The 25,186-nt window shown below is 68.8% G+C and carries 22 protein-coding genes and 2 tRNA genes; 12 read left to right on the forward strand and 12 right to left on the reverse strand.

Features of this window, described 5'->3' with window-relative positions; all coding sequences use genetic code 11:
* The first annotated feature begins 2 nt into the window (after positions 1 to 2).
* The 4 genes from QWI33_RS26225 to QWI33_RS26240 all read left to right on the forward strand — a co-directional run bounded on the left by QWI33_RS26225 (position 3) and on the right by QWI33_RS26240 (position 4,225).
* Positions 3 to 1,670 (forward strand): extracellular solute-binding protein, encoded by a 1,668-nt coding sequence (locus QWI33_RS26225; protein ID WP_289958131.1) that lies wholly within the window; start codon positions 3 to 5, stop codon positions 1,668 to 1,670.
* The gene (locus QWI33_RS26230; RefSeq protein ID WP_289958132.1) at positions 1,667 to 2,653 is read left to right on the forward strand and encodes an ABC transporter permease; all 987 of its coding nucleotides are present in this window, start codon (positions 1,667 to 1,669) and stop codon (positions 2,651 to 2,653) included. Before QWI33_RS26225 ends, QWI33_RS26230 begins: the two co-directional genes overlap by 4 nt.
* Positions 2,653 to 3,546 carry a carbohydrate ABC transporter permease gene (locus tag QWI33_RS26235; protein ID WP_289958133.1) on the forward strand — a complete coding sequence of 298 codons (894 nt, stop codon included), beginning with the start codon at positions 2,653 to 2,655 and terminating at the stop codon, positions 3,544 to 3,546. Before QWI33_RS26230 ends, QWI33_RS26235 begins: the two co-directional genes overlap by 1 nt.
* Before the next feature lie 304 nt (positions 3,547 to 3,850).
* Positions 3,851 to 4,225, forward strand: a complete 375-nt coding sequence (locus tag QWI33_RS26240; protein WP_289958134.1) for an Rv3235 family protein — start codon at positions 3,851 to 3,853, stop codon at positions 4,223 to 4,225.
* 56 nt (positions 4,226 to 4,281) lie between these two features.
* Here QWI33_RS26240 and QWI33_RS26245 read toward each other — a convergent pair whose 3' ends face one another.
* The 3 genes from QWI33_RS26245 to QWI33_RS26255 form a co-directional block, all read right to left on the reverse strand.
* On the reverse strand, positions 4,282 to 5,523 hold the full coding sequence (locus tag QWI33_RS26245; RefSeq protein WP_289958135.1) for a DUF2786 domain-containing protein: 1,242 nt from the start codon (positions 5,521 to 5,523) through the stop codon (positions 4,282 to 4,284).
* 151 nt (positions 5,524 to 5,674) lie between these two features.
* Positions 5,675 to 7,225, reverse strand: coding sequence for a pectate lyase family protein (locus tag QWI33_RS26250; RefSeq protein WP_289958136.1), 1,551 nt, complete (start codon positions 7,223 to 7,225; stop codon positions 5,675 to 5,677).
* Between the two features lie 251 nt (positions 7,226 to 7,476).
* Entirely contained in the window at positions 7,477 to 9,516 is a 2,040-nt protein-coding gene (locus tag QWI33_RS26255; RefSeq protein ID WP_289958137.1) for a glycoside hydrolase family 30 protein, read from the reverse strand.
* 166 nt (positions 9,517 to 9,682) lie between these two features.
* Between QWI33_RS26255 and QWI33_RS26260 the strand changes: the two genes are divergently transcribed.
* On the forward strand, positions 9,683 to 10,021 hold the full coding sequence (locus tag QWI33_RS26260; RefSeq protein ID WP_289958138.1) for a cupin domain-containing protein: 339 nt from the start codon (positions 9,683 to 9,685) through the stop codon (positions 10,019 to 10,021).
* A gap of 24 nt (positions 10,022 to 10,045) precedes the next feature.
* Here QWI33_RS26260 and QWI33_RS26265 read toward each other — a convergent pair whose 3' ends face one another.
* Positions 10,046 to 10,846, reverse strand: coding sequence for a phosphotransferase (locus tag QWI33_RS26265; RefSeq protein ID WP_289958139.1), 801 nt, complete (start codon positions 10,844 to 10,846; stop codon positions 10,046 to 10,048).
* Positions 10,847 to 11,074: 228 nt separating this feature from the next.
* Between QWI33_RS26265 and QWI33_RS26270 the strand changes: the two genes are divergently transcribed.
* The 3 genes from QWI33_RS26270 (at position 11,075) to QWI33_RS26280 (ending at position 15,392) form a co-directional block, all read left to right on the forward strand.
* Positions 11,075 to 12,559 carry an alkaline phosphatase D family protein gene (locus QWI33_RS26270; RefSeq protein ID WP_353895495.1) on the forward strand — a complete coding sequence of 495 codons (1,485 nt, stop codon included), beginning with the start codon at positions 11,075 to 11,077 and terminating at the stop codon, positions 12,557 to 12,559.
* A 296-nt stretch (positions 12,560 to 12,855) separates the two neighbouring features.
* Positions 12,856 to 13,935 carry a polysaccharide deacetylase family protein gene (locus QWI33_RS26275; protein ID WP_289958141.1) on the forward strand — a complete coding sequence of 360 codons (1,080 nt, stop codon included), beginning with the start codon at positions 12,856 to 12,858 and terminating at the stop codon, positions 13,933 to 13,935.
* 134 nt (positions 13,936 to 14,069) lie between these two features.
* Complete coding sequence (locus tag QWI33_RS26280; protein ID WP_289958142.1) at positions 14,070 to 15,392, forward strand: extracellular catalytic domain type 1 short-chain-length polyhydroxyalkanoate depolymerase; 1,323 nt, start codon at positions 14,070 to 14,072, stop codon at positions 15,390 to 15,392.
* Between the two features lie 131 nt (positions 15,393 to 15,523).
* On the opposite strand, the gene QWI33_RS26285 is transcribed toward QWI33_RS26280, so the two are convergent.
* Positions 15,524 to 16,222, reverse strand: a complete 699-nt coding sequence (locus QWI33_RS26285; RefSeq protein WP_289958143.1) for a 2,3-bisphosphoglycerate-dependent phosphoglycerate mutase — start codon at positions 16,220 to 16,222, stop codon at positions 15,524 to 15,526.
* A 406-nt stretch (positions 16,223 to 16,628) separates the two neighbouring features.
* On the opposite strand from QWI33_RS26285, the gene QWI33_RS26290 reads away from it, so the two are divergent.
* Entirely contained in the window at positions 16,629 to 16,967 is a 339-nt protein-coding gene (locus QWI33_RS26290; protein WP_289958144.1) for a cupin domain-containing protein, read from the forward strand.
* A 212-nt stretch (positions 16,968 to 17,179) separates the two neighbouring features.
* On the opposite strand, the gene QWI33_RS26295 is transcribed toward QWI33_RS26290, so the two are convergent.
* From QWI33_RS26295 to QWI33_RS26325, 7 genes are all read right to left on the reverse strand, one after another.
* Positions 17,180 to 17,560, reverse strand: coding sequence for a VOC family protein (locus QWI33_RS26295; RefSeq protein ID WP_289958145.1), 381 nt, complete (start codon positions 17,558 to 17,560; stop codon positions 17,180 to 17,182).
* Positions 17,557 to 17,904, reverse strand: a complete 348-nt coding sequence (locus QWI33_RS26300; RefSeq protein ID WP_289958146.1) for an ArsR/SmtB family transcription factor — start codon at positions 17,902 to 17,904, stop codon at positions 17,557 to 17,559. The genes QWI33_RS26295 and QWI33_RS26300 overlap by 4 nt, the downstream gene beginning before the upstream one ends.
* The gene (locus QWI33_RS26305) at positions 17,894 to 18,325 is read right to left on the reverse strand and encodes an SRPBCC domain-containing protein (protein ID WP_289958147.1); all 432 of its coding nucleotides are present in this window, start codon (positions 18,323 to 18,325) and stop codon (positions 17,894 to 17,896) included. Before QWI33_RS26305 ends, QWI33_RS26300 begins: the two co-directional genes overlap by 11 nt.
* 303 nt (positions 18,326 to 18,628) lie before the next feature.
* A complete protein-coding gene (locus QWI33_RS26310) occupies positions 18,629 to 19,396 on the reverse strand; it encodes a hypothetical protein (RefSeq protein WP_289958148.1) in 768 nt (255 codons plus the stop codon).
* 635 nt (positions 19,397 to 20,031) lie between these two features.
* Positions 20,032 to 21,303 carry a PP2C family protein-serine/threonine phosphatase gene (locus tag QWI33_RS26315; RefSeq protein ID WP_353895476.1) on the reverse strand — a complete coding sequence of 424 codons (1,272 nt, stop codon included), beginning with the start codon at positions 21,301 to 21,303 and terminating at the stop codon, positions 20,032 to 20,034.
* A 298-nt stretch (positions 21,304 to 21,601) separates the two neighbouring features.
* Positions 21,602 to 21,692, reverse strand: a tRNA-Ser gene (locus QWI33_RS26320).
* A gap of 75 nt (positions 21,693 to 21,767) precedes the next feature.
* Complete coding sequence (locus QWI33_RS26325) at positions 21,768 to 22,562, reverse strand: CPBP family intramembrane glutamic endopeptidase (RefSeq protein ID WP_289958149.1); 795 nt, start codon at positions 22,560 to 22,562, stop codon at positions 21,768 to 21,770.
* Positions 22,563 to 22,850: 288 nt separating this feature from the next.
* Between QWI33_RS26325 and QWI33_RS26330 the strand changes: the two genes are divergently transcribed.
* The 3 genes from QWI33_RS26330 to mshD all read left to right on the forward strand — a co-directional run bounded on the left by QWI33_RS26330 (position 22,851) and on the right by mshD (position 25,159).
* Positions 22,851 to 23,732, forward strand: a complete 882-nt coding sequence (locus tag QWI33_RS26330) for an IucA/IucC family C-terminal-domain containing protein (RefSeq protein ID WP_289958150.1) — start codon at positions 22,851 to 22,853, stop codon at positions 23,730 to 23,732.
* A gap of 39 nt (positions 23,733 to 23,771) precedes the next feature.
* Positions 23,772 to 23,860 (forward strand) — tRNA-Ser (locus QWI33_RS26335).
* Positions 23,861 to 24,223: 363 nt separating this feature from the next.
* The gene (mshD, locus tag QWI33_RS26340) at positions 24,224 to 25,159 is read left to right on the forward strand and encodes a mycothiol synthase (protein ID WP_289958151.1); all 936 of its coding nucleotides are present in this window, start codon (positions 24,224 to 24,226) and stop codon (positions 25,157 to 25,159) included.
* Positions 25,160 to 25,186: the final 27 nt, after the last annotated feature.

Raw genomic sequence — 25,186 nt, forward strand, 5'->3', positions numbered from 1 at the left:
TCATGGCCGAACTCTCTCGCCGCAAGCTCCTCGGCGCGGCCGGCGCCGCCGCCGCAGCCACCGCGCTCGGCTCGACCGCCGCCTGCTCCGGCAGCGCCGGAGGCGGCGCCACGGGCGGCGACTACGACATGCCGACGTTCCAGCCGGCCCCGGACCTGGACGTCCAGCCGTACTACTCGACCGAGACGCCCGGCATGGAGAACGTCTACACCGAGTACCCGAAGACCTACTTCAAGTCGGTCGAGCGCGAACCCGGCTCCGGCGGCACGGTCACCAGCTTCCAGCTCACCTGGGGCGACCCCTCCAAGCCCCTGGACGAGAACCCGTACTGGCAGGAGCTCAACGAGCGCCTCGGCGTCAGCTTCGAGCCGCAGTTCGTCCCCCAGCCGGTGTTCGACCAGAAGTTCGCGACCATGCTCGCCTCCGGCGACGTCCCCGACCTGGTCTTCGTCAACGACCAGTCCGCGGTGAACCTGCAGGGCATCCGCGACGGCGCGTTCGCCGACCTCTCCGAGGCCCTCTCGGGCGACAACATCCTCAAGTGGCCCAACCTGGCCGCCCGCAAAGAGGAGATCTGGCAGGCCAGCCTGAAGGACGGCCGCATCTACCAGATCCCCTCGATCGTCTGGAACCTCACGAACCTCCCGACGATGCGCACCGACCTGGTCGACCAGACCTCGATCGGCCGCGCCCCCAAGGACGCCGACGAGCTGTTCACCATGCTCAAGGAGGTCTCGGCGCTCGGATCGGGCCCCGGCGGCCAGAAGGTCTACGGGCTCAACAAGTTCGACGCCCACCCCGGGACCGTCTCGATGTTCCAGCGCCTGTTCAAGACCGGCCCCGAATGGCAGCTGAACGGCGACGGCGACCTGGTCCACATGGTCCAGACCGAGAACTACAAGATGATGCTCGAGTGGCTCGCCCGCGCCTGGGCCGAGGGCATCTTCGACCCGGTCTCCATGTCCCCCACGCCGACCGACATCGTCTCCGGCGCGGCCCTGCGCTACGACCCGGTCGGCGGGGCCATCGGCGCGACCGGCCTGTCCCAGTGGGAGGCCGACCTCCCGGGCGCGACGTACGACTTCTTCGACATGCCCGGCTTCGACGGCTCCGCGCAGCTCGTCGTCCGCAACATCCCCTACGGCAAGTCGACCTGCGTGTCCGCCAAGGCCGCCGAGGACGAGGACCGGCTCACCGAGATCCTCAACGTCCTCGACTACTTCTCGGCCCCGTTCGGCTCCGAAGAGGCCCTGTTCGTCGCCTCCGGCCAGCCCGGGCGCCACTACGAGTTCGACGAGTTCGGCATGCCCGTCACGAACATGGACAACATCACCGAGCTCGGCGTGCAGTACGTCGGCCTCACCTCCGGCGACAACTCGTACCGCCTCCACCCGAAGGCGGCCCCGTGGGCCGACTCGTTCGTCGCGGTCATGGAGGCCCTGGCCCAGAACTCGATCGCGCGCCCCCTCGAAGGGCTCGAATCCGCCTCGCAGACCTTCGTCACCAAAGGCGCGCAGCTCAAGCAGTTGTGGACCGACTTCGAGACCGGCGTCATCACCGGCCGCGAGAGCGTCGACGACCTCGAGTCCTTCGTCTCCAACTACATGGCCCAAGGGGGCACGCAGGTCAAGGACGAGTACACCCAGGCGCTCAAGGACGCGGGCAAGTGAGCGTGAACACCACGGACGCCGGCCCCGGGACCCGCACTGAGCGGGCCCCGGGGCCGTCCGCGCCCGCCGCCGCACCGCGCACCCTCACACTGCGCCAGCGGATCTGGCGTGAACGCTGGTCGTACACGTTCATCATCCCCGGCGCCGCGTTCTTCCTGGTCTTCATGTACGTGCCCATGGCGGGCAACGTCGTCGCGTTCCAGGACTACTCGCCGTTCCGCGGCATCGAGGGCTCGCCCTGGGTCGGCCTCGCGAACTTCACCGCGATCTGGACCGACCCCGAGATCCTCACCGCCCTGCAGAACACGCTCATCATCGCGTTCCTGCAGCTGGCCTTCGCGTTCCCGGCCCCGATCGCCCTCGCGCTCCTGCTGCAATCGCTCCTGTCGGAGAAGGTCAAACGGCTGGTGCAGACCATCGTCTACCTGCCGAACTTCCTCTCCTGGGTCATCGTCATCTCGGTGTGGCAGCAGGTCGTCGGCGGCGGCGGACTCGTCGCCGGCATCCTCGACGGGTTCGGCATGCCCGGCTTCGACATGATGACCGACGCCGACAACTTCAAGTTCCTCGTCGTCGCCCAGAACATCTGGAAGGACGCCGGCTGGGGCACCATCATCTTCTTCGCCGCCATCGCCGGCATCCCCTCCGAGCGGTACGAGGCGGCGGCCATCGACGGCGCCTCCGGCTGGCAGCGCACCTGGCACATCACCCTGCCCGCGCTCGTCCCGGTCGCCACCCTCCTGCTCATCCTCAACATCGGCTCGATCCTCACCGTCGGCTTCGAGCAGCTCCTGCTCCAGCAGCCCATGGTCGGCGCCGAAGCCGCGCAAGTGCTCGACACCTTCGTCTACTTCCGGGGCGTGCTCGGCGGCCAATGGGGCATCGCCACCGCCGCGGGCCTGCTCAAGGGCATCATCGGCACCGTCCTGGTCCTGTCGGCCAACAAGCTCGCCAAGAAGATGGGCGGAGAGGGGATCTTCTGATGGGTACCGCAACCGCCAGCCGTCCACCATGGATGAACCCGCCCTCGGTGGGGGTCAGGGCGATCAAGGCGATCGTCATCGTCTGCATCGTCATCACCATGATCTACCCGCTGCTCTACGTCATCGCGATGAGCTTCGCCGCCCCCGAGCAGGCGCGGGCGGGCGTGGTCTTCCCGACCGAGTACTCGCTCGACGCCTACCGGGCGATCTTCAACGGCGGCACCGTCACCCGGGGCCTGTCCAACTCGCTGTTCATCACCGTGGTCGGCACGATCCTGTCGCTCGCGGCGACCTCGATGCTCGCCTGGGGCCTGGCCCGCACCCGCCAAGTGCCCGGCGCGAAAGCCGTGCTCATCGGCATCCTCGCGACCATGTTCTTCAGCGCCGGCATCATCCCCAACTTCATGCTCATCAAGTACCTCGGGCTCCTCGACTCCACCTGGTCCCTGATCATCCCCGGCCTCATCTCGGCCTTCAACATGATCGTCATCAGGAACTTCTTCCAAGGACTCCCCGAGGAACTCATCGAAGCGGCCCGCATCGACGGCGCCGGCGAATGGCGGATCTTCCTCCAGATCGTCCTGCCCCTGTCGAAGCCCGTGCTCGCCGTGATGGGCCTGTTCTACGCCGTCGGCTACTGGAACACCTACTTCAACGCGCTGCTGTACATCAACGACTCCGAGAAGTGGCCCATCCAGGTCGTGCTCCAGCAGTACGTCCTCGCCGGCGTCGCCATCCCCGGAGCGACCGTCACCCCCGACGCCCCGCCCCCGCCCGGCGTCACCCTCCAGATGGCCGTCATCGTCCTCGCCACCGTGCCGATCCTCATCGTCTACCCGTTCCTCCAGCGCTACTTCACCTCCGGCGTCCTCACCGGCGCCATCAAAGGCTGAATCCGAGGGTCAAGACACAACTGAATACCGGGCCGGTCACCGCATTCGCGGCGACCGGCCCGGCCCCTTCACGCGACACGCCACGGCGGACTGTCTGGTTTTTGTAGGATTCCGCAGACCGCCCGCTGCAACGTCGCGCTCCTGTCGCTTACGAAGCAGCCGTGGCCAAGTGACCTCGTGCAGATCCCACAACCGCCACGCGCCCAACGCCGGATGGTCACTGCAGGTGCGCTTGACTTCACCCAAAGTGATGAATAGATTCTCCTTCGAAACCGAGACCCGCCATCGATTTCCTGGAGAGACCATGAAGTGCCGCAATGACTTCAGCGACCTGCCGAACCGATTCCCGCCCCGCCAGGCCGTCTCGTACTCGACCTTCTTCCTGAACGTCCTCACCGGACGCAAATCCGCCGCCGAAGCCCGCCTCTTCGCCACCGACGCCGGATGGCAGGCCTTCACCAGAGTCAGGCGCCGCGTCCCCACCAGGTTCCGCCGGGTCCGGGTCGTCCGCGCCGACTTCCCCACCCGGGAATCGGCCGAGATCGTCGCCATGGTCGAGAACGGCCCCGCCCACCAGGCCATGACCCTCACCTTCCGGGCGACCCGGCACGGCTGGCGGCTCGACCACTGCGACCTCATCCACGCCAACGGCCGCCCCCGCCGCACGCACCAGCGCTGAGAACCGGCGGCGAGGCCCCCGGCGCCGCGCGCCGGGGGCCTCGTCGCGGTGTCCGTTCAGCGGCGGGTGATCGGTTCCGGGGCGGTCAGGCGGGCGGCGTCGGCCGCGGCCAGGCCCGCGAGGTGCCCCTCGTAGTTCGTGATCCGGGTGGAGCGCCCGAACTTCAAGCGGGGGAAGAGCTCCTCCGTGCGGGAGTCCACGCGCTGGTCGCGTTGGCGCATCACGGGAACGAGGTCGGTGCCGGTCTCCTCCGCGTACTCGCGCTCGGTGTCGGCGGCCGACTCGCGGAGGCGCTCGCCGATGCGCATGGCGAAGGACGCCAGGAACGACTGGCGGAACGAGCGGGTCTGGGACTTCCCGCGCTTGGCCGATACGGAGCCGACCCGGGTCATCGCCGAAGTCGCCTGCACCAGCAGGGAGTTGAAGAGCAGCTCGACTGAGCGCAGGTCCGCGCGGTCGCCGATGAGCGTGGTGAAACCCCCGTCGGGCCAGTACACCGAACGGCAGTGGTTGGCGTCGGCGATCTGCGCCAGCAGCTCCGACTTGGGCTGCTCGTACGGGCGCTCGATGATCACGCGCAGCGCCTCGGGGTCCCGCTTCCCGTGCCCCGCTTCGGCAAGGAGCGCCTCGTTGATGCTGTGGCGGGCGATGAGCTGCTGCGCCTTGGCCGTGAACGCCTCGGCCTCCGCGTCGGAGTCCGTCGACTCCGCCTTCGCCAGCAGCGCCCGGATCTTCTCGTAGATGCGCGAGGACTCCGCCACGCCCAGGCCGTGCGTGATGAGCAGGTCGCCCGGCAGCGGCTCGACCTTCGGGATCTTCGGGAGTCCACTGAGGAAGTCGAGCGCCTCCAGGACCGCGCCCCACAGGACGATCCGGTCCCACCGGCCCAGGCCCGCACTCGCCTTGGCGACACCCGCGAACGGGGCGATCGCGGCGAGCTCCTCCCGCTGCACGTTCCAGCGGTCGCTCAACTGCAGGTCCCGGTACCGCGCCAGCTGGCCGCGCATCATCACCGCGCCCGCCTGCACCGCCTCAGGACTCAGGGACTTCCGCAAGGCGCTCAAGGCCTCCCGCGGCATCCAGCCCCACTCCCACGCGCGCAGGGCCGCATCGGAGCCGAGTTCGTCGAAGACCCCGGCGAGCGCCCCCGGCCAGCCCGCCGCATCCGAGCCGCCCTCCAGGTCGGAGGCGGCGTCGACCCAGTCGAGGCGCAGACTCCGGGCCCGCTGGAGGACGCCGAGCACCGCATAGCGGGCGCGTCCCTCGAGCGGCAGCCCGTCGAGCTCGTCCTGTTGCACCGTTCCCCCGATCCCGCGGACGCGGCAGCCCCGCGAACACTCCTGCGACTGTATCAACGTCGCAGGTCACGGGGCCAGTACTGCGGTTCGGGTCGGGCGTGACAGGGAAGACACCCCGCGCGGGGCGAAGCCGCGCGGGGTGTGCCGGGGGTCAGGCGTAGGCCTCGAATTCGGCGACGCGGGGCGTGCCGCTCGCACTGGTGATGACGAAGTTGATCTTGGTCGTGGAGACGGCGGTGAAGGTGATCACGCCCGCCCCGGTGCCGGAGGCGAGGACGGCGCCGGTCGCGTTGTTCACGACCTGCCAGTTGTCGATGTTGCCTTCGCTGCCTGCGGCTTCGCGGATGTTGACCGTGTCGATGGTCTGCGCGGAGCCCCATTTGACGGAGACGCGGCCGGTGGTGCCGGAGGGCGACCAGTAGGTGCTCATGCTGCCGTCGACGACGTTGCCGAAGCTCGTGCCGCTGGCCTTGCTGGAGCCGTCGGCGCCGGCGCCGATGGCGAGGTTGGCGCCGCCGGGCGGGTTGGTCGTGCCGGGGTCGGTCGGGCCGGTGGTCGGGCTGGTGGTGGGGGTCGTCGGGTTCTGGGACGGGGTCTGCGCGTTGCAGCTGCCGTCGGAGACCTGGTTGCCCTTGTTCGCGCCGGCGGTCTTGGCCACGATCTGCGGGACGCAGGAGGCGTTGTCGAGCGCGTAGCCGTAGGGGATGCTCACCGTGGTGGTGGAGGCCATGGCGGGGCCGGCGGGGTAGTTCTCGCTGCCCTGGCTGGACCAGGTCACGTTGTCGAGGATGTTGCCGCTGGTCTGCCAGGTGCCGCGCTCGTCGGTGTAGAAGGTGCCGAGCACGTCCTTCGAGTCCTCGAAGTAGTTGTTGTCCACTTTGGCCTTGCCGCCGGCGCGGGAGTTGATGCCCGACTCGACGATGCCGACGTAGTGGTTGTTGTAGACGTGGGCGGTGCCGCCGCGCAGCAGGGGCACGCGCGAGTTGAGGTTCTGGTAGAGGTTGTGGTGGTAGGAGATGAAGCTGTTCGACGTGTCGGTCTCGCTGGAGCCGATCAGGCCGCCGCGCTCGGAGTTGCGCAGAATGCTGTAGGAGAGCGTGACGTACTTGGTGTCGTCCTTCATGTCGAAGAGGCCGTCGTAGCCTTCGGCCTCACCGCCTGAGGCCTCGAGGGTGAGGTGGTCGGCCCAGACGTTGCGCACGCCGGACTCCATGCCGATGGCGTCGCCGCCGTTGGAGGTGGGCGAGCCGGACTTCTTGACGTTCTTGATCGTCAGGTTCTGCAGGATGATGTTGCTGGATGACCGGATGTGGATGCCGATCTGGTCGAACACGGCGCCGGAGCCGACGCCGACGATGGTGACGTTGCTGACCTCCTTGAGGTCGATGAGGGTGGCGCCGACGTCGCAGCTGCTGCCGGAGACGTCACTGGTGTTGCCGTGGTTGATGGTGCCCTCGACCTGGATGGTGATCGGGGTGCTGGCGCTGGCCCGGTTGCACAGGGCCTGGTTGATCTGCGTGCCGGTGGTGGCCTTGACCGTGGCGCCGCCGGCGCCGCCGGTGGTGCCGCCGTTCTGGGTGGCGTAGCCGGTTACGCCGCCGGTTGCCGCCGAGGCGTGGGTGATCGACAGGGCGACGCCTGCGGCGACCACGGCCGCGGTGGCGATCACCGCGGCGATACTTCGGGTGACGGTTCTTCTCATCTGGTGGTTGCTCCTTCGCGAAGGATAGATCGATAGATGTCAATGAGTGTAGGGAAAGGGCTTTCCCAGGGTCAAGACCTACCGTGCAACCGATTGCAGAAACTTTCTCCATCAGTGATGAACCCGTCTCCGACGCGCGGCGGCCCCGGCTCCTGGGGAGCCGGGGCCGCGCTTCGCGAGTGGAGTGCCGCTGCCGGACCGTTCCACGCCGGTGTCGTTGCCGGCGCAGTCGACCGGGCTCGTGGACGCCGCTAGTAGAGGGGCTGCGCCGCGTCGGTGAAGGGCTCGGGGTCGTCCGCGCCGATGTCCTTGACGACCAGGTCCGCGAAACTCGCGGTGCTGTAAGCGGACCCGGCGCGCGCGAGCAGGCCCGCCATGCCGTGCGCGTGGGTGGCGTCCTCGGCGGTCAGGACCGGTTCGCCGTCCACGAGGCCGGTGATGCGGGTGCCTTCGAAGCGCAGGGCCAACCGGTGCCAGCGCGGGCCGGGCGCGTCGAGCGCGGCCGAGGCGAGGGTGCGTTCGCCGCCGGGGTCGCGGTCGTTCGCGGCGGCGATGATGGCCTGCTGCTCGGCGTCGCCGACGAGCTCGGCCTTGTCCTCCTTGCCGTTCACGAGCGCGAGCCGGCAGGTCCCGTCGGCGGACAGCTCGAGCAGGTAGCACTTGGGAACGAACCCGTAGCCGGTGCCGACGTGGTTGACCCGGCCCATGACGGCCGCGGTCTCGCCCGCTTCGAGCCGCACGCGGACGCCGACCTCGTAGTCGTCCCAGTGCTCGTCGCCGATGATGGTGTACGGCAGCCAGTCCGGCGACCACGAGTGCGGCGCGTGCGGTACGGCCTGGCGCACGAGCGTGCCGCGGCCGTCGGGGTCGGGCGCGAGTTCGAAGGCGCCTGCGATGTCGGCGGTGTAGCGCGGCAGGAGCCCGCGCGCGGCGGGGTCGGCGTAGCCGTCGAAGGTGTCCCGGTAGGGGAAGGGGAACGGCCGGCTCGCCGGCACGTCCTCGAAGCCGCCCTTGCGCTGGCCGGTGGTGGTCGACAGGGAGTAGACGGCGTCGGGCGCCAGTTCGACGTCGAACGCGCCGTCCACGGGAGTGATGTCTCCGATGTGGATGAACTGTTCCTCGGCGGTGCTGCGCCACACGGTGACCGGTGTGTCGGCGAGGCCGTCGCCGATGCGCAGGTGCAGCCGCTGCGGGCCCTCGGCGTCCTTGGTCTCGGCGATGAGGCTGTAGTCGCCCGTCTCGGAGCGGAGGGCGACGACGCTGCCGCCGCCGTCCAGGAGTGTCGAGGCGTCGTGCAGGTAGGTCCAGCCGAGCTCAGTGAACTGTCCGTAATGGGCGTATCCCCAGAGTGCTTCGCGCACGGTGTAGTGGCCGCTCCACGGTTCGCGGGCGACGACCATCGCCGGCTCCTCCGGGTAGGGCTCGACCGGGTAGACCCCCGCGATGTCGTACCAGAGCACCACTTTCGTGGCTCCGTGGAGCAGGTAGTTCTCGTTGAAGCACTCGACGATGCCGATGAGGCAGTCGAAGCCGGGCCGGTAGACGTGGTCCTCGGTGTTCCAGATCGGCTTGCCGGTGGCCTCGGACCACGCGCGCACTTCGGGGGACGAGCCGGAGCCCTCGCCGCCGTACATGACGTGGCCGCCGAGCACGTCGATCGCTCGGGCCGCTTCGGGGTCGCGCTGCAGGTCCTCGATGAAGTCGAACTTGTCGCTCGTCCAGTTGTCGAAGGCGTGCAACGCGACCGACCCGAACCCGGCCTTGTCGAGGGAGGCCTTGAGCTGCTTGGCGAACGGGATGCTCACGCCCTTCTCGTTGCGGCAGCCGATGGCGTCGAGTTCGAGGCCGTGCGCGTCGCGCAGGATCTGCACCCAGGAGACGTAGTAGTCGGCCATGTCCTGCGACCAGTACTCGCCGTCGCCGATCCAGCCGGGCGCGCTCCAGGCGACGGCGTCCAGGCTGAGGTTCAGGTTGCGGCGCTTGGCCTCCCGCATCACCCACCAGGTGTAGCCGCGGTGGGTGCCGAGGTCGTCAGGCGTGTGCATGTGGCTGGGCATGGAGCCCTGCGTCGAGTTGCCGTCGCCGGGGACCTCGACGAGCATGGCGCTGACCGACGCGCCGAATCGCGGCGCGAACACCAGGTCCAGGATCTGGCTGCGCTGCGGCTCCGGGTAGTCCTTGAACAGCGCCGAGGTCGCGCCGCCGCCGTTGACCGCCCCGATGCCGTCGAACCGCCGGTCTTGCGGCCCGGACCGCAGCTCGATCAGTCGGGGTGTGGCTTCGCTGCTCATCGCTGCTCCTCAGTTCGTGTTGCACCTGCGCGGGAGGGGATTTCCGGTGCCCGCGAAGAATGATACGAACGCGCATGCGAGCCGTCGAGGGCCGGCGGCGATGCCGAGGTTCCAACGATTTGCGCGTACGGCAACGTGAACTGTGCTAGCGCCTTAGCATCGGCCTATGCAGATCAGCGCAGAAGGAACCGTTGTAGAGGAACTGGTGCGGGCCGCCGCGGGCTCGCCCTCCGGCAGGGCGGGGAAGACGGTGTACGGCGGCAGCGGGCGGCTCCTGGGCCAGACCCTCGTCGCCCTCAACCGCGGCGCGGTCCTGGACGACAACCCCAACCCGGGCGAGACCACTTTCCTGGTCATCCGCGGTCGCGTCCGCCTGACCGCGAACGGCGAGTCCACCACGGGCGTCCCCTTCGACCTCATCCCCGTCCCCGACGTCGACGAGTACGACCTGGACGTGCTCGAGGACGCGGTCTTCCTCATCACGGTGGCCCGCCCGTCAGAGTGAGTCGGGGCCGGTTCCCCGGGTGCACTAGCCCAGCAGGGCATCGCGGTGCGCCGCCAGTTTCGCGGCGGCCGTTATGAAGCCCCGATCGTGCCGTTCGCGGCGCTGCGCCTCGAAGTGCGGGTCGCCGGCCTTGATGCGATGCCGCAGGAACACGCCGGTCGAGTGCAGCCGCAGGATCGCGTCGTCCACGACGTCCTCCGGGTCGAGCCCGCCGTAGGCCTCGCACAGGAGCGCGAGCCGGGCCCGCCGGTCCGGCGGGCGGTCCCATCCCCAGTTCGAGATGTCCCCGCCCGAGTGGAACGGCACGAACTGGTGCGCGAGGTAGGCCATGTCCCAGGACCGGGTCATCGGCCCGGCCGCGTCCCAGTCGATGATGCCTTTGACCTCGGTGCCCTCGAACACGATGTTCCACGGGGCCAGGTCGCCGTGCCCGATGATCGACGCGTCCCGGACGGGCCGGCAGGTCTCGAGCGGATGCCATGCGAAGTCCCCGCGCCCGGCAAAGGACGCCGAGAGGTCGTGGACCGTGCGGACGGCCTGCGCCACCGACACGAGCGCCTCCTCGGACCGCAGGGCCTCGGTCAGCGGCGGATAGCCGGTGTTGCCCGGAATGTAGGAGAGCCGCTCGTGCCGCTCGGACGCCTCGAGCACCCTCGGGGTGAGTGCGCAGCCCTGGCCCTCGAAATGCCGCAGCAGCGCAAGGGAACCCGAGTTGCCCACGGTCGGGTGCCGCACCACGGTGTCGCCCTCGCGGCGCACGTTCGCGAACCGGCCCCGCGCCATCGCGTCCTCGATCGGATCGTCGGGCGGGTCCTCTTGGTCCATCGTCGGTCCGATCTCGATGCGGTTCAGGGGTGGGGCCGATCGTATCGACCGATCGGCGCCGAAGAGACCGCCGCTGCCCGGGACCGCCGGCGTTCGGGCGCGCTGTCCGATCGGACCTGATCGGTGCAACCTTTCTCCGAACCGGTTGCGTCTGTACTGCTATGCGTCGCCGCCGCGGCGCGGACTCCACGTGAAAGGGGCACTGCTGTGCGTTTGAACCGACGTCGAATGCTGGCCGCAGGGGCCGGGAGCGCGATCGCGCTCGGTACGCCAGGGATCTCGTTCGCGGCCTCCCGGCCGCAGTTGACGCACGGCGTCCAGTCCGGGGACGTCGGCGACCGCGGCGCGGTCGTGTGGACGCGGGCGGACCGGAGCTCGCAGATGCGGGTCGAGCTCGCGAAGCGCCCGGACTTCAAGCACGCCAGGACGATCACCGGCCCGGTCCTCACGGAGGCGACCGACTTCACCGGGAAGCTCCGCCTGAACGGGCTGCAGCCGGGCCGCACCTACCACTACCGGATCACCGCCGCGGCCGACCACTGCTCGGCGCCGCTCGAGGGCTCGTTCACGACCGCCTCGGACGAGCCGGCCGACATCCGCTTCCAGTGGTCGGGCGACCTCGCCGGCCAGGGCTGGGGCATCAACCCCGATCTGGGCGGCTACCGGATCTTCGACACCATGGCGGCGTCCGAACCCGACTTCTTCCTGTGCTCGGGCGACTTCATCTACGCGGACAACCCGATCAAGGCCGAGGTCGTGCAGCCGGACGGCACGGTCTGGCGCAACGTCACCACCGAGGGCAAGTCCAAAGTGGCCGAGACCCTCCAGGAGTTCCGGGCCCAGTTCCAGTACAACCTCATCGACGAGAACCTCCGCGACTACCTCGCGAAGGTCCCGATGGTGAACCAGTGGGACGACCACGAAGTGGTCAACAACTGGTACCCCGGCGAGATCCTGGACCTGCCCGAGTACACCGAGAAGCGGGTCGACGTGCTGGCCTCCCGCGCGCGCCAGGCGTTCGCCGAGTACACGCCGGGCGCGGTCGGGCTCAACCCGGACGGGCGGATCTACCGCAAGATCGCCTACGGGCCGCTGATGGACCTGTTCGTGCTCGACATGCGCACCTACAAGGACGCCAACGGCGCCAACAACGCCCCCGAGGGCGGTCGGCTCCTCGGCGACGAGCAGCGCGAATGGCTCAAGACCGAACTCGCCGCCTCGACCGCCACGTGGAAGATCATCGCCGCCGACCTGCCGATCGGCCTGATCATCGGCGACGGCACCAACATCTACGAGGGCATCGCCCAGCGGAACAACGGCGCCCCGCTCGGACGCGAGACCGACATCGCCGACGTCCTCGCCCACTGCCACCGCGGCGGCATCCGCAACCTGGTGTGGCTGACCGCCGACGTCCACTACACCGCCGCCCACCACTACAGCCCCGACCGCGCCGCGTTCCAGGACTTCGACCCGTTCTGGGAGTTCGTCTCCGGGCCGCTGAACGCGGGCTCGTTCGGGCCCGGCCGCCTCGACGCGACCTTCGGTCCGCAGGTGGTCTTCCAGAAGCCGCCGCCGGCCGCCAACACCAACCCGGCCGTGGGGTACCAGTTCTTCGGCGAGGTGTTCATCGACGCCGAGACCGAGGTGTGCGAGGTGACCCTGAAGGACCTGGACGGCAACGACCTCTTCACCCAGGCGATAACACCGTCCTGATAGCACTATTCGCCGAACGCCGACGGCCCCGCCGGTCCTGCAGACCGGCGGGGCTTCGCTATAGAGGACGAGGCGGGGGCGACCGCGGTCGGCCCGTCCCTCCGATCGACGTGCCGCCGCTCGCCTCCCACTCGCCGCCCGTTCCCCGACCGGCCGCATATGAATTTATGTATATCGATGTTTTGGCGGCTGGAACCCTTGTCCTCCAGCGGATCGGGACCGGATAATTGCAGGCCCGGGACGCCGCCGGCACCCGCCGCCCGGCGCCTCCTGGCGACACCCCAAGGAGGCCGATCATGCGAAGTCGCATGAGCACGCTCATCGCCGCCCTGTCCGCCCTCGTCATCGCCATCGGCACCGCCGCCGTCATGCTCGTCGCCGCCGCCCCGGCACAGGCGCAGACCTGCAACGGCTACGTCGCGCTGACCTTCGACGACGGACCCCGCTCGAGCACCACCACCAGGCTGCTCAACACCCTGACGGCCAACGGCCTCCGGGCGACCATGTTCAACGTCGGGCGCGAGGTCGCCGCCAACCCCGCGCTCGCCCGCGCACAAGTCAACGCGGGCATGTGGATCGCCAACCACACGCAGACCCACACCGACCTCACCAAGCTGAACACCACCCAGATCGCCCAGGAGATCTCCAGCGCCCAGCAGGCGATACGGCAGGCCACCGGCATCACCCCGACCCTGTTCCGGCCGCCGTACGGCGCCACCAACGCCACGGTCAAGTCCATCGCGAACCAGCAAGGGCTCACCGAGATCCTCTGGACCGTCGACTCGTTCGACTGGAACTCCGCCACCACCAGCGCGCAGATCGTGCAGAACGTCCGCAGCGTCCAGAACGGCGGCGTCGTCCTCATGCACGACCTGTACCAGAGCACGCTCGACGCGATCCCGCAGATCGCCGCCGACCTGCGCGCACGCGGGCTGTGCACGGGGATGATCTCCCCGGCCACCGGCAAGGCCGTCGCCCCCGACGGCTCCGGCAACGGCACCTGGACCGACATGCTGCGCAGCAACTCGGCCGGGAAGTGCATCGACGTGCCCGGCGGCAACGCCGCCAACGGCGCGAAGGTCCAGCTCTACACCTGCCACGAAGGCTCGAACCAGCAGTTCACCTACACTGCGGCGCAAGAACTGCGGGTCCTCGGCAAGTGCCTCGAGACGACCTCGGGGAGCAACGGCACGCAGGTGCAGATCAACGCGTGCGCCAACACTTCGGGCCAGAAGTGGACGTTCGGCTCCGACGGGACGATCCGCAGCGCCGGGTACGCGAACGCGTGCCTGGACGTCTACAGCTCCTCCGACGGCGCCCCGGTCCAGCTCTACAGCTGCTGGGGCGGCGACAACCAGAAGTGGACCCGCGTCTGACCGGCGGCGCCGAGCACCGGCCGGGCCGCCGAACCCGCGGCCGGGCGGCGCACTCGCGCCATCCACTTCCGACACCGACACGCACGGCGCAGGCCGCCCGGCCTGCACCGCCACCTCGAGACAAGGAAGCCTTCATGGCAGCTGCCCTCCGATGGCGCCGCACGACGGCGACGGCACTGGCCCTGATCATCGCGATCACGGCCGCGCTCCTCGCACTGTCCGGCCCCAGACCCGCCTACGCCGCGCAGCTGACCCAGATCAGCGGCTTCGGCAGCAACCCCGGCAACCTCGGCATGTACCTGTACGTGCCCGACAACGTCACCGCGAACCCCGCGATCGTGGTCGGCAACCACTGGTGCGGCGGCTCCGGCCCCGACTTCTACAACGGCTCGCAATTCGACGAGCAGGCGAACCAGTACGGCTTCATCGTCATCTACCCCTCGGTGACCCGCGCCAGCAAGTGCTTCGACGTCGCGTCCCAGGCCTCGCTCTCGGGCACCGGCGGCGACTCCGTCAGCATCAAGTCGATGGTCGACCATGTCATCGCCAACTACGGGGCCGACCGGAACCGCGTCTTCGCCGCCGGCGTCTCCTCCGGCGCGATGATGACCAACGTCCTGCTCGGGGTCTACCCCGAGGTCTTCAAGGCCGGCGCGGCGTTCGCCGGGGTGCCCTACACCTGCTTCGCGACCGGCAACGGCTCGGAATGGAACTCCGAGTGCTCGGAGGGCCGGATCAACCGCACGCCGCAGCAGTGGGGCGACGCGGTCCGCAACGCCAATCCCGGTTACACCGGGCCGTGGCCGCGGATGCAGTTGTGGCACGGCGTCAACGACGACGTGCTGCGCTACCCGAACTTCCAAGAGCAGATCGACCAGTGGACCAACGTGAACGGCACCGACCAGGTCGCCGACTACACCGACGCCCCGCAGGCGAACTGGACCCGCACGCGCTACGGCGGCACCGGCGGCCAGGCGCTCGTCGAGGCGATCAGCATGGGCGACCAGGCCCACAACATCCCCCACCCGATCACCGAGACCCTCCGCTTCTTCGGCCTCACCGGTCAGCAGGCGGGCACCACCGCGATCGTCGGCGCCGCCTCCAACCGCTGCGCCGACCTCCCCGGCGCCGCCACCGCGAACGGCACCCAGGCGCAGCTGTGGGACTGCAACCAGCGCGCCAACCAGGCGTTCACCCGCACCGCCGCAGGCGAACTGAGGGTCGGCGGCAAATGCCTCGACGCCTCGGGCTGGGGCACGACCAACGGCACCAAGGCCGTGGTCTGGGACTGCTCGGGCGGCGCCAACCAGCGCTGGAACGTGAACGCGAACGGCACCATCACCAACGTCCACAACGGACTCTGCTTGGACGCCAGCGGCGCGGCCACCGCCAACGGCACTCCGCTCGTCCTCTGGACCTGCAACGGCGGCGCCAACCAGCGCTGGACCCTCAGATGAAGCCCGGGCGGCCGCGGCCCACAGTCGCGGCCGCCCCTGAAACGCACGTCTGCCGGCACTGTGTCTGGCTCTCATAGCGATCCGGGCAGCCGCCGGCTCCTCGTCGGCTCCGCCCTCGTCACGGTCGAACGTCAGCGTTCCGCCGGATCAATCGGGGCTGCCGCCACGGGCAGCAGCCGGTGCTCGGACATCTGGTACATCGCGATACCGCCATTGGGCGGCTGCATCCGGTGCACGTCCTTCGGTGCAACGCCCTCGACCAGCGCCCGGATGGCACGGAACGTCGTGCCGTGGGTGAAGGCCACGACGTTGGCCGACGCCGCAACGGCTTCCCGTGCTTCGGCGAGCCACGGCCGCACCCGCGCCATGACATCGGCGAGCGACTCACCGCGGGGAATCGACATGCCGAGCTCGGGGTGGCGCGACCGGTGCACGGCCTGGCGCGGGTCGTCGACGTCCATGAGCGGCGGGCGGTGGTCGAAGCCCCACCGCCACTGCGCCACCCGGTCCGCGCCGTGCACTGCAGCCAGATCGACACGCCGCGCGCCCTCCAGGTCGCCGACATGCCGTTCGTTGATGCGCCAGTCGACGAAGTGCGTCGCCGGGCGGTGCCCGAACTGGGCCACCGCCACGGCCGCGGTCTCCGCCGACCGGCGCAGCGTGGAAACGTAGACGGTGTCCCACTGGACGCCGGTCTCGGCCAGAGCGATCCCGGCGGCCCTGCTGTCGCGGTGCCCCTGCTCGGTGAGCCCTTCATCGGCCCAACCGGTGAAGACCCCGATGCGGTTCCATTCGGTCTGACCGTGCCGCACGATGGCCAGGTACGTCACCTGCCGACCTCCTCGATGATGCGAACGACTGCGCCGCAACGCCGCACGCCGGCGATCGGCAACACGGTCACGGATGTTCCCAGAGCCGTCGTGACCTCGATGCAGACGGCGGCCCGCAGGTCCACATCGCGTGGTGCCGGCACCACGGTCGCTGTCCGTCGGCCTCGAACCCCATGGCTGCGCCCTTCCCGTCCTCCTGATATCGCCGTTCAATCATCTTCTGTTCCGCTCGCGACCGCCATGGCCGATTGCCGGTCCCTGGTTTCCAGACGCTGCCTGCAGCACAGTAGGTTCCGGCCGCTGGGCGGGAGGCCGAAACCCCTGCCGGACCTGGCCCCGCCTCCTCGACCTAGCCGGCCCGCAAGGCACCCTGAACCGACCGACACGATCTGAGAGGTGATCGACCATGGCCGATGGACTCGTTCGCATTTTCGACACGGAGGAGAACGACCGAACACTGCGCTTCGGCGACCGCCGGATCTCCATCACCCCTGCGGTGGAGCAGGCCGAAGGAGGCCCGCTGAGCGCGTACTCGGCCCGCTTCGGCCGCGGCGAGCGCGCCGATCTCCCCGCCCCCTATGAGGAGATGTGGGTGGTCGTGCACGGCCGGCTGCTGATTCGCAGCGGCGAGACCGCGGTGCGGGTCGGCCCCGGCGAATTCCTCCATGTCCCGGAGAGGACACCGGGCGAGGTCGAGGCGCTTGAGGACACCACGCTCGTCTGCGTCTCGGTTCCCGCGCATTGACCCCGCGGACCGGCATCGGCGTCCTCGAATGCTCGGGGCCGGGGTCGGCCAGGTCGGGGTCGGGGTAGCTGATGCAGCAGTCGCCGTTGCGCGTCGTGCGTCGGCACACCCCTGCTGCATCGTCAAGACGGTGTCTGCGCCACCGGTTCACCGACACCGAGGCCGCCCGGGCGCATCAGCCTGCGTGCGCTGCGCGGCCCTGTCGCGTCCCTTCAGTCGGCGCGCCGTACGAGGTGCGGGATGCCGACCGGGTTGGTGATCCAGTGGGCCTTCAGTCCGGTCGGCAGTGGCTCCAGCTCGTCCTGAGGCTCCACACCGTGCTCGGCCAGATGGCCGGTGGCCTGTTCCACGTCGTCCGTGAACAGCTCCAGCCAGAGTTCGGCGCTCGCGTAGTTGTCGACCCGGTCGAGCCAGAGTTTCACCGGCCCGAACTGGACGGACGCGCACTGCTGCACGCCGGATGCGATGCCGGCCGCGCTCTCGTCGACCACCTCCATCCCCAGTGTGTCCCGGTAGAAGGCGACGGTCTCCTCGAACTTCGCTTTCGGAAGCTTCATGGCGATGTTCTGGCCTCCGCGGAACTGAGGGTTCATGACGGGTCCTCCGGTGTTCGGTCCAGATGGTCTTGCAGGGCGTCCAGGCGCGTGTCCCAGTCCCGGGCCATCGCGGCCAAGAACTGCTGCGCGACTTTCATCGGCGCGGAATGCAACCGGTACCGCACGCGGCGGCCCTCCCTCGGTTCCGGCGTCACCAGACCCGTCTCGGCGAGCAGTGCCAGGTGCTTGGCGATCGCCTGGCGCGTGATCGGCAACCGCTCGGCGAGTTCGGTGACGGTGGCCGGACCGCCGGACGCCAGCTCGGTCAGCACGGCCCGCCGGGTCGGGTCGGCGAGCGCGATGAAGACCTGCTCGGCGGTCGCCTCGGCGTCAGGAGGCATCGAGGTATGCGACGAGTTCATCGAGCTCGATCGCCCATCCTTCGACGTTGCCTTCGAACGCCTCGCGGTGCGCACTCTCGGGGAGCTGCGCGAATCCGGTCTCGACCACGCGAAGCAGCGTGCCCGCGGCGATCGGCTCGAGGGTGAACTCGACATAGGTGCGGCGCGGGTCGTCCTCGGGCAGTCCGGTGATCGGCCAGGTGAAGCCGAAGACCTTCGCCTTCTCTGCCCGCTCCACGCGGAGGTCGGCGGTCTCGCCCCCGGGCCAACGCATCCACCCCGACCCGCCCGGGCGCGGATCGATCCGCGCTTCGGACCCGAACCAGCCGCTCAGGCCCTCGGCGGTCGTCAGCGCGGCCCATACCCGGTCCGGCGGATGAGCGAGCTCCACGGTGCGTTCGATGCTGTCCGGAAATCCCATCGCCTGCCTCCAATGATCGCAACCTCAGGGTTGCGATGCTATCGCAACCATTGAGTTGCGTCAACTCGACGGGGCCGGCAACTGTGGCATTGGATCGGCCTGCCGACCCGAACGCTGGTCGTTTCCGGTACGCCGTTGACGCGGAGCGCGCGCCCGCTACGCCGTAGCGAACGTGGGGCGGGTCGAGGCATCAGCCTGTTCGCGAGTCGCCGACAGACGGCCGGGAAAGCAGGGGCACCCAGGTGCAGGCGGCAGAAGAAGGGGCCCTCGGTTCGCATCAGTCTCGGCAATGCGCGCGAGACGTCAGCTGGCGTTGTATGAGGCGATGATGTCCCAGGCCAGGTCTTCCCACTGGGCATAGGCGTCCGGGAACGCCGAGACCTGGACGGTCTGAGCCGCCGTTGTGACGGGCATGTCCCTCCAGTCGTCGACCCGCTTGAGCGAGTCGTAGAACTTGGAAGCCGAGGTCTTCGGGTCCATGAGCTCTTTGACGCTGCCCCAGCCCGAAGAGGGCCGCTGCTGAAAGAGTCCTACCGAGTCGTGGTCAGAGCCTTCGGCCTGGTACTCGTAGTTGTAGGACTCCGCGACGTTGACATTCGCGTAGTTCTTGAACTTGGACTCCTGCATGGCGGTCGCCAACGCGATCGCCCAGGCTTTCTGGTCGAGTCCTTCGTCCTTGCCGGCCTCGATGATGGCGACGGCGTTGGCCATCTGGAGCTCGCTGAGCCCACCGACAGGCTCGGGCTCGGCTGCTTCTTGAGCTGCGGCCGCCGCCGCACGCTGGTCGTTCGCGATCGATTCGGCGGCCGCCGCTGCGGACTCCTCGGAGAGTGCGGTCTCGGCGGCCACGACGTCGACATGCGGCTGCACGGCAGGTTGGGTGCCCAGGCCGCTGATGGCCATCGCGGCGCTGCCGGTGGAACCGATGAATATCGCGGTGGCCGCGCCCATGACGGTCACCCGCATGCCGAATCGATCGACAACCTTGGCGAGCAGCCGCCTTCCCAGGTCGGCGGCCTCTGCGACCACCGGTCCCGCCGACTCGGCGACGACGACGGCGACGTACTTCAAACGGGCGGTCCAGGGCTGGAGTCGCCGGGACGACCAAGCGATCAAGCATTCGACTCGCTCAATGGCGGGTGCCGCGGTCTCACGGAGCCGTCCAGCGAGTGTCGCCGCAGGAGTCATGGCATCCCCGAGGAACCAGGCGACGCTTGCTACGACCGCTCCTAGCCGGGCAGACCAGATGCTGGACCGCCGACGCGACCCACTGGCCCGCGAACTGGCCCGCGTTCGGATGGAGGGGACGGCGCCCTGGGCGAGGCCGAGTGCGCCTTCATTCATCTGCCGGTTCTGCACCGGCCAAACGTAGAATCGGAGGTACGAGCGGAGATGTTGGCCATTTCCAAGCCACTCCAGATCGGCGAGCACTACAAGACGAACCGATCGCCTTGCGGCCTTCGCCAGGAAGTTGCGGTAGAGCGCTCACCATCTACTTGCTCGGTGTCTTACCTGATTTGTCCCCTCCGGTGGGCATACGGAGGTACGGGTTTCACCTCGTCTTTTCGGGCAGGGCCAGATCGCCGCAAAGATAATGTGACCGTGCACACCGTCGCTGCCGACGATCCGGACAGACGGAACAAACGCTCCGCCTGAGCCAGTCGGTCCAAAGGAAGAGCTCGGCAAGCATCAGCGCCGATCGGCGGTCACAGCCCGACGACGATCAAGGCGATGTCGTCGCGTGCGAGGCCGCTGCCCACACCGAGGTCGGACATCAGCGCGTCGGCCAGTACTTCCGGATCGTGGTTGCTGTGGCGTCCCAACGTCGTGATGAGGCGGTCGAGCCCCACGTCGATGTCCTCCCCGCGGCGCTCGATCAACCCGTCGGTATAGAGCACGAGGGTATCGCCGGGGATGTAGGAACGCCCGGCCTGCGAGCAGGGCACGTGCTGGGGGCGAGCGCCCAGCGGCGGATCGAGGGCCTGGTTCAGCAGCTCGCACTCGCCGTTCGAGTGCAGCAGAACAGGGGGCGGGTGCCCCGCGTTGGTGTAGGTGATCAACCGGCTGGCGGGGTCCACCAGCGCGTTGATCGATGTGGTGTTCATGGCCCCCTCAATCGAGCGGGCGAACAGGCCCAGGACCTCCAAGGCTTGAGCGGGCCGCTCCAAGGTGCGGGCGGCGGCGTTGACCACACTTCGCAGCATGCCCATGACCGCGGCGGCCTCCAGGCCGTGCCCGACGACGTCGCCTATCGTCAGCGCAAAGCGGCCGTCTTGCAGGTCGATCAAGTCGTACCAGTCCCCCGACACGGCCAGCGAGTCATCGGCGGGCAGGTAACGCACCGCGACGTCGTCGTGGTGCTCGAAGTCCGGCGTCATCAGCATGGTCCGCTGCAGGGTGACCGTCATTTCATGCTCGCGCATGTGGGCCAGCCGCAGTTCCTGGTTGAGGTGGTTCAGCTCGAGAGCCCGCGCGTACAGCTCGGTCTCCTCTGCCGCCCTCTCGATCGACGGCTCGTCACCGGGGGCGATGGCCTTGATGAGCGGGGTCACGTCGTCCATCCGAAGGACGATCCACTTGACTGCGCGGTCCGGGCCCAGGATCGGCGTGTTGACCGGCAACCACCAGCGCTTCTGGGCCACTTCGGGCCGACCCATTGGGATTTCACAATGCTGCAGCGCCATCGTGTCCGGCTCCCGCGACTGAAGGACCTTGTCAAGTGAAGCTCTCAGGTTCTCCATCCCGTTCGTCTTGGGATCGGCCCGGTTCTCCGGGAATGAGTCGAAGAGGTATCGCCCGAGCAGGTCCTCGCGCGTGCGGCCGGCGGCTTTGAGATAGGCCCGGTTGACCTCGACGAGCACCAGATCGGGACCGAGCACCGCGCACGGGCTCGGTGTCGCCTCGAAGAGCGCGGCGTAATCCAGGTCCGTTGTTGCCGACCGGCTCTGCGCCTCATGCGTCCTATCCACGAGCTTCAACCCCCAGGGTTACGCTACCTCCACTCACCTGCGGATATGCGCTTGATCGCACTTGAAACGCGGTGCCGACGGCAATCCGACCTGGCCTGAAGGCGAGGTTCGGGGAGGGCTGGGGCGGCGCCGGCGAGACGGACGAGTCGACGCACGGTCAATGCCTCATGCTCGTCCTAAGTAGGCTGTGACTCTCGCGCACCCTTAGCGAAGGACGACAGCGGTCACCACCGGGCCGGCACAGCAAGAAGCCGACCGGCTCATAAGAACCGGTCGGCTACTGTTTTCGCAGGTCAACCTGCATATGTGGCGGAGGATATGGGATTTGAACCCATGATCGGGTATCACCCGAAACCCGCTTAGCAGGCGGGCGCACTAGGCCACTATGCGAATCCTCCAGGACGCGCCGGAGCACGTACCAAGCACAGAGCATACCGGTCCGGTCCCGGAACGCCCAAGCGGGTTCGGGTCGGTCAGAGCCAGCTCACGTGGGGCGCGACCAGGAGGTATCCGACGAAGGCGGCGATGTCGAGGAGGGTGTGGGCCCAGATCAGAGGGCCGGTGCGCTTCCAGCGGAGATAGAACACCGCGAAGACGGCGCCCATGACCATGTTGCCGACGAACCCGCCGAAGCCCTGGTAGAGGTGGTAGGTGCCGCGGAGGACGGCATGGGTGACGATGATCGCGAGCGGGCTCCAAGCGAGCTGGCGCAGGCGCGTGACGAGGTAGCCGAGGCCGACGACCTCCTCGATGACCGCGTTCTTGAGCGCGGCCAGGACGAGGATCGGGACGGCCCACCACACGTCGTTGAGGTTCGCCGCGGCGATCTCGGCGTTCAATCCGAGGGCGCGGGCGGTGAGGTAGAGGCCGAGGCCGGGGATGCCGATGCACGCGGCCAGGCCGGCCCCGCTGAGGAGGTCGAAGGCGGGGCGGCGGGTGTCGAGGCCGATGGCGCGGAAGGGGTTCCCGCGGTCGAGGCTCAGCAGGTGCAGGGCGAGCGCGACGGGCGCCATCGCGAGGACGAGGCTGACGAGCTGCCGCGAGAGGTCGTACCAGGGGCGTTCGGCCTCGGCCTTCGCCGAGTTCATGGACTGCACGCTGTCGGCGAGGCCGCCCGGTTCGGTGAGGGTGCCGATGATGCCGACGATCGACCAGATCGCGGACGCGCCCAGGGACAGGGCGAGGACGATCCAGATCTCGCGCCTGATGACGCGGGGCGCGAGCAGTGCCGGTGCTTCGGCGAGCGCGGTCTCGGGGCGGTTCGACATGCGTTCCAGCCTGCCAGAACGGCGGAACACGCGTGCCGACCGGTCGACACGCCCGGGCTGTGCCGACTATCGGCCGTCGCACTTGGTGTGCGACGCGTCGACCCGGGGGTTCGAGATGATCATGGAACGAGGCGAGGTGCTGTGAGTCTCATCCCACTCGGCGACGCTCACCATTCACGGCACCTCGCTTTCCTACACCCCGTCGCGGCCCGGTGTCTGTCGGTTTCTTGACATTCGTCGTTGCAAATCAGGTAAGGTTAGCCAGTCCTTACCTGAGAGGGGTACGCTATGCGGCTCGCGATTGCGGAGGCTCATGTCCTGAGCACCACCGCACTCGAACGCCGCCCCCTGGCGCCCCTCCCGGTGGAGCGCCCGAACCGCCTCCCGGCTCCGCTTCCCCACCCGATCGAAGCGCTCCGCACCGTCGCCGACCGGGTCGACCGCGACGTCAGCGTCCACCCGCTCGCGGGCGTACGCGCCTGGCTCGACGGTGAGGCGCCCCGAGACGGGATCGAGTTCCCCGCCGCCGAGCTGGCCGCCGGCGAGCGAGTCGAGGAGCTCATGGGCACGGCGGGCGCACTGTGGGGCGGCTCCGCCCACGCGAACGCGGCCCTCGCCTGGAAGACCTACTGCTACTGGACGCTCGCGCCGGTCGTGCTCGGCTATGTCGCCGCCCGACGCGTCCCGGTCATGGACGCCTCGAACGCGGTCTTCCGCGTCGCCGAGGACGCCCCGATGTTCTCGGTACGCCAGCTGCAGCCGCGGTTCCTGGTCCTGCCGCACGACCCGAGTGCGGCGCACCCCGAGGCAGAAGTGGTCGCGAACGAGGCGGTCCTGCTGGACCGCTTGCGCGCCACCGTGTTCGAGGACCACCTGGGCCCGGTGCTGGAAGCGTTCCTCGCCAAGGCGCGGGTCGGGCGCCGCACCCTCATGGGCTCGGTCGCTTCGGGGATCGCCTACGCGGTCGCGTCGATCGCGCAGGTCGTGCCGGACCCCGACGACGTGCTCGCCAAGACGCTGCTGGAGACGCTGGACGTCGCCGACCTGGTCGACATCACCACGGACGAAGTGGGCCGGCTGGTCTACCAGCGGCGCACCTGCTGCCTCGCGCTCACCATCGACGGCAACCGCACCTGCTCGACCTGCTGCGTGCGCCAGGAGCGGCCCTGACGGCCGTTTGGTAGATTGGCGCTTGCCCCAAAGGGCCCTGGAGGGGTCGCATAGTGGACTAGTGCAGCGGTCTTGAAAACCGCCGTGGGTGTCAAAGCTCACCGTGGGTTCGAATCCCACCCTCTCCGCAACCATCAGCGAGTTCGGCTCTTGACCAGGGAATTCCTCGGCCAAGGGCCGTTTGGCGTGCTATGGGTGCGGTCCGGCCGAACCGACCGGTCAGGCCGGGCGTCCGGTCGGATTCCGGTAGGCGACACCGAGACCGAACCGGCCGAGGAACGTCTGACGAAGCATGGGAATCCTGCGAGGTCCCTCTCCGCCACCTGCCGCCGATCGTTCGCGGCAATTCCGGCGAACGGTGCATTCGCGCCAGCAATCGATCGCACAGACCCCCGGCCACTGCTGTGCGCGTGGGGGTCTTGTCGTGCTCAGGGCATGAAAAAGGACTCAGCACCCCGGCACGGTGCTGAGTCCACGATTAGGGTAACCCCATGGCGCAACATGCTTCACTTCCGGGTCGGGATATTCACAGAATCGTTACGATGGCGCACCGCAGCGAGGAGGCGGACGGCATCGCCCCGTTCAACGAGCAGACGACGCTCGCACTGTCCCGCCACCCCGAACGCCATCGGCGGCATTTCGTTGTGCGCCTAGGCGAAACGGTCATCGCCTACGCGGGGGTGGAGAAGATCGGCGACGTCGCCGAGGCAGAGATGGCCGTCGATCCGTCGCATCGCGGCAAGGGTGTCGGGCACCGGTTGCTCCTCAACGTCCTGGATTGGATTGAGGCGGACATCACGGTATTGCGAATGTGGGCGCACGGCGATCTGCCCGTTTCGCAGCGGTTCGCAGCGAAGCACGGCTTCACGCGGGACCGCGTGCTGTTCCAGTTCTCGCGCGACCTCGACGGTTTCGCTTGGCCCGCGGCGTGGCCGGAGGGCATCGGCCGGAACTGGCCGGTCGGCGACGGCCCGGCCGCAACCCTGCCTGAAGGGGTGCGGTTGCGGCCCTTCAGGGTCGGCCGCGACGAGGCCGAGTGGCTGCGGGTGAACGCGGCGGCGTTCGCCGCCCATCCCGAGCAGGGCCGCTGGACCGCAGCGGATCTCGCCGCGCGCGAGCAGGAGACCTGGTTCGACCCCGACGGTCTGCTGGTGGCAGAGGATGAACAGGGACTGCTCGGCTTCCACTGGACCAAAGTGGAGGACGGCATCGGCGAGGTCTACGTCCTCGGCGTCGACCCCCGCGCGCAGGGCACCGGCCTTGGCCGGACCCTCACCCTCGCCGGGCTCGCCCACCTTGCGGCGCATGGGATCAAGCAGGTCGAACTCTACGCCGACGAGTCGAACACCAAGGCGGTCAAGCTGTACCGCTCGCAGGGGTTCGACGTCGTGCGCACCGACGTGCAGTGGGCGAAGCGCCTGCGCTGAGCGGAAGCGAGCGAGGCTCGCGTGAAT

This window comes from Glycomyces tritici (assembly GCF_030403505.1).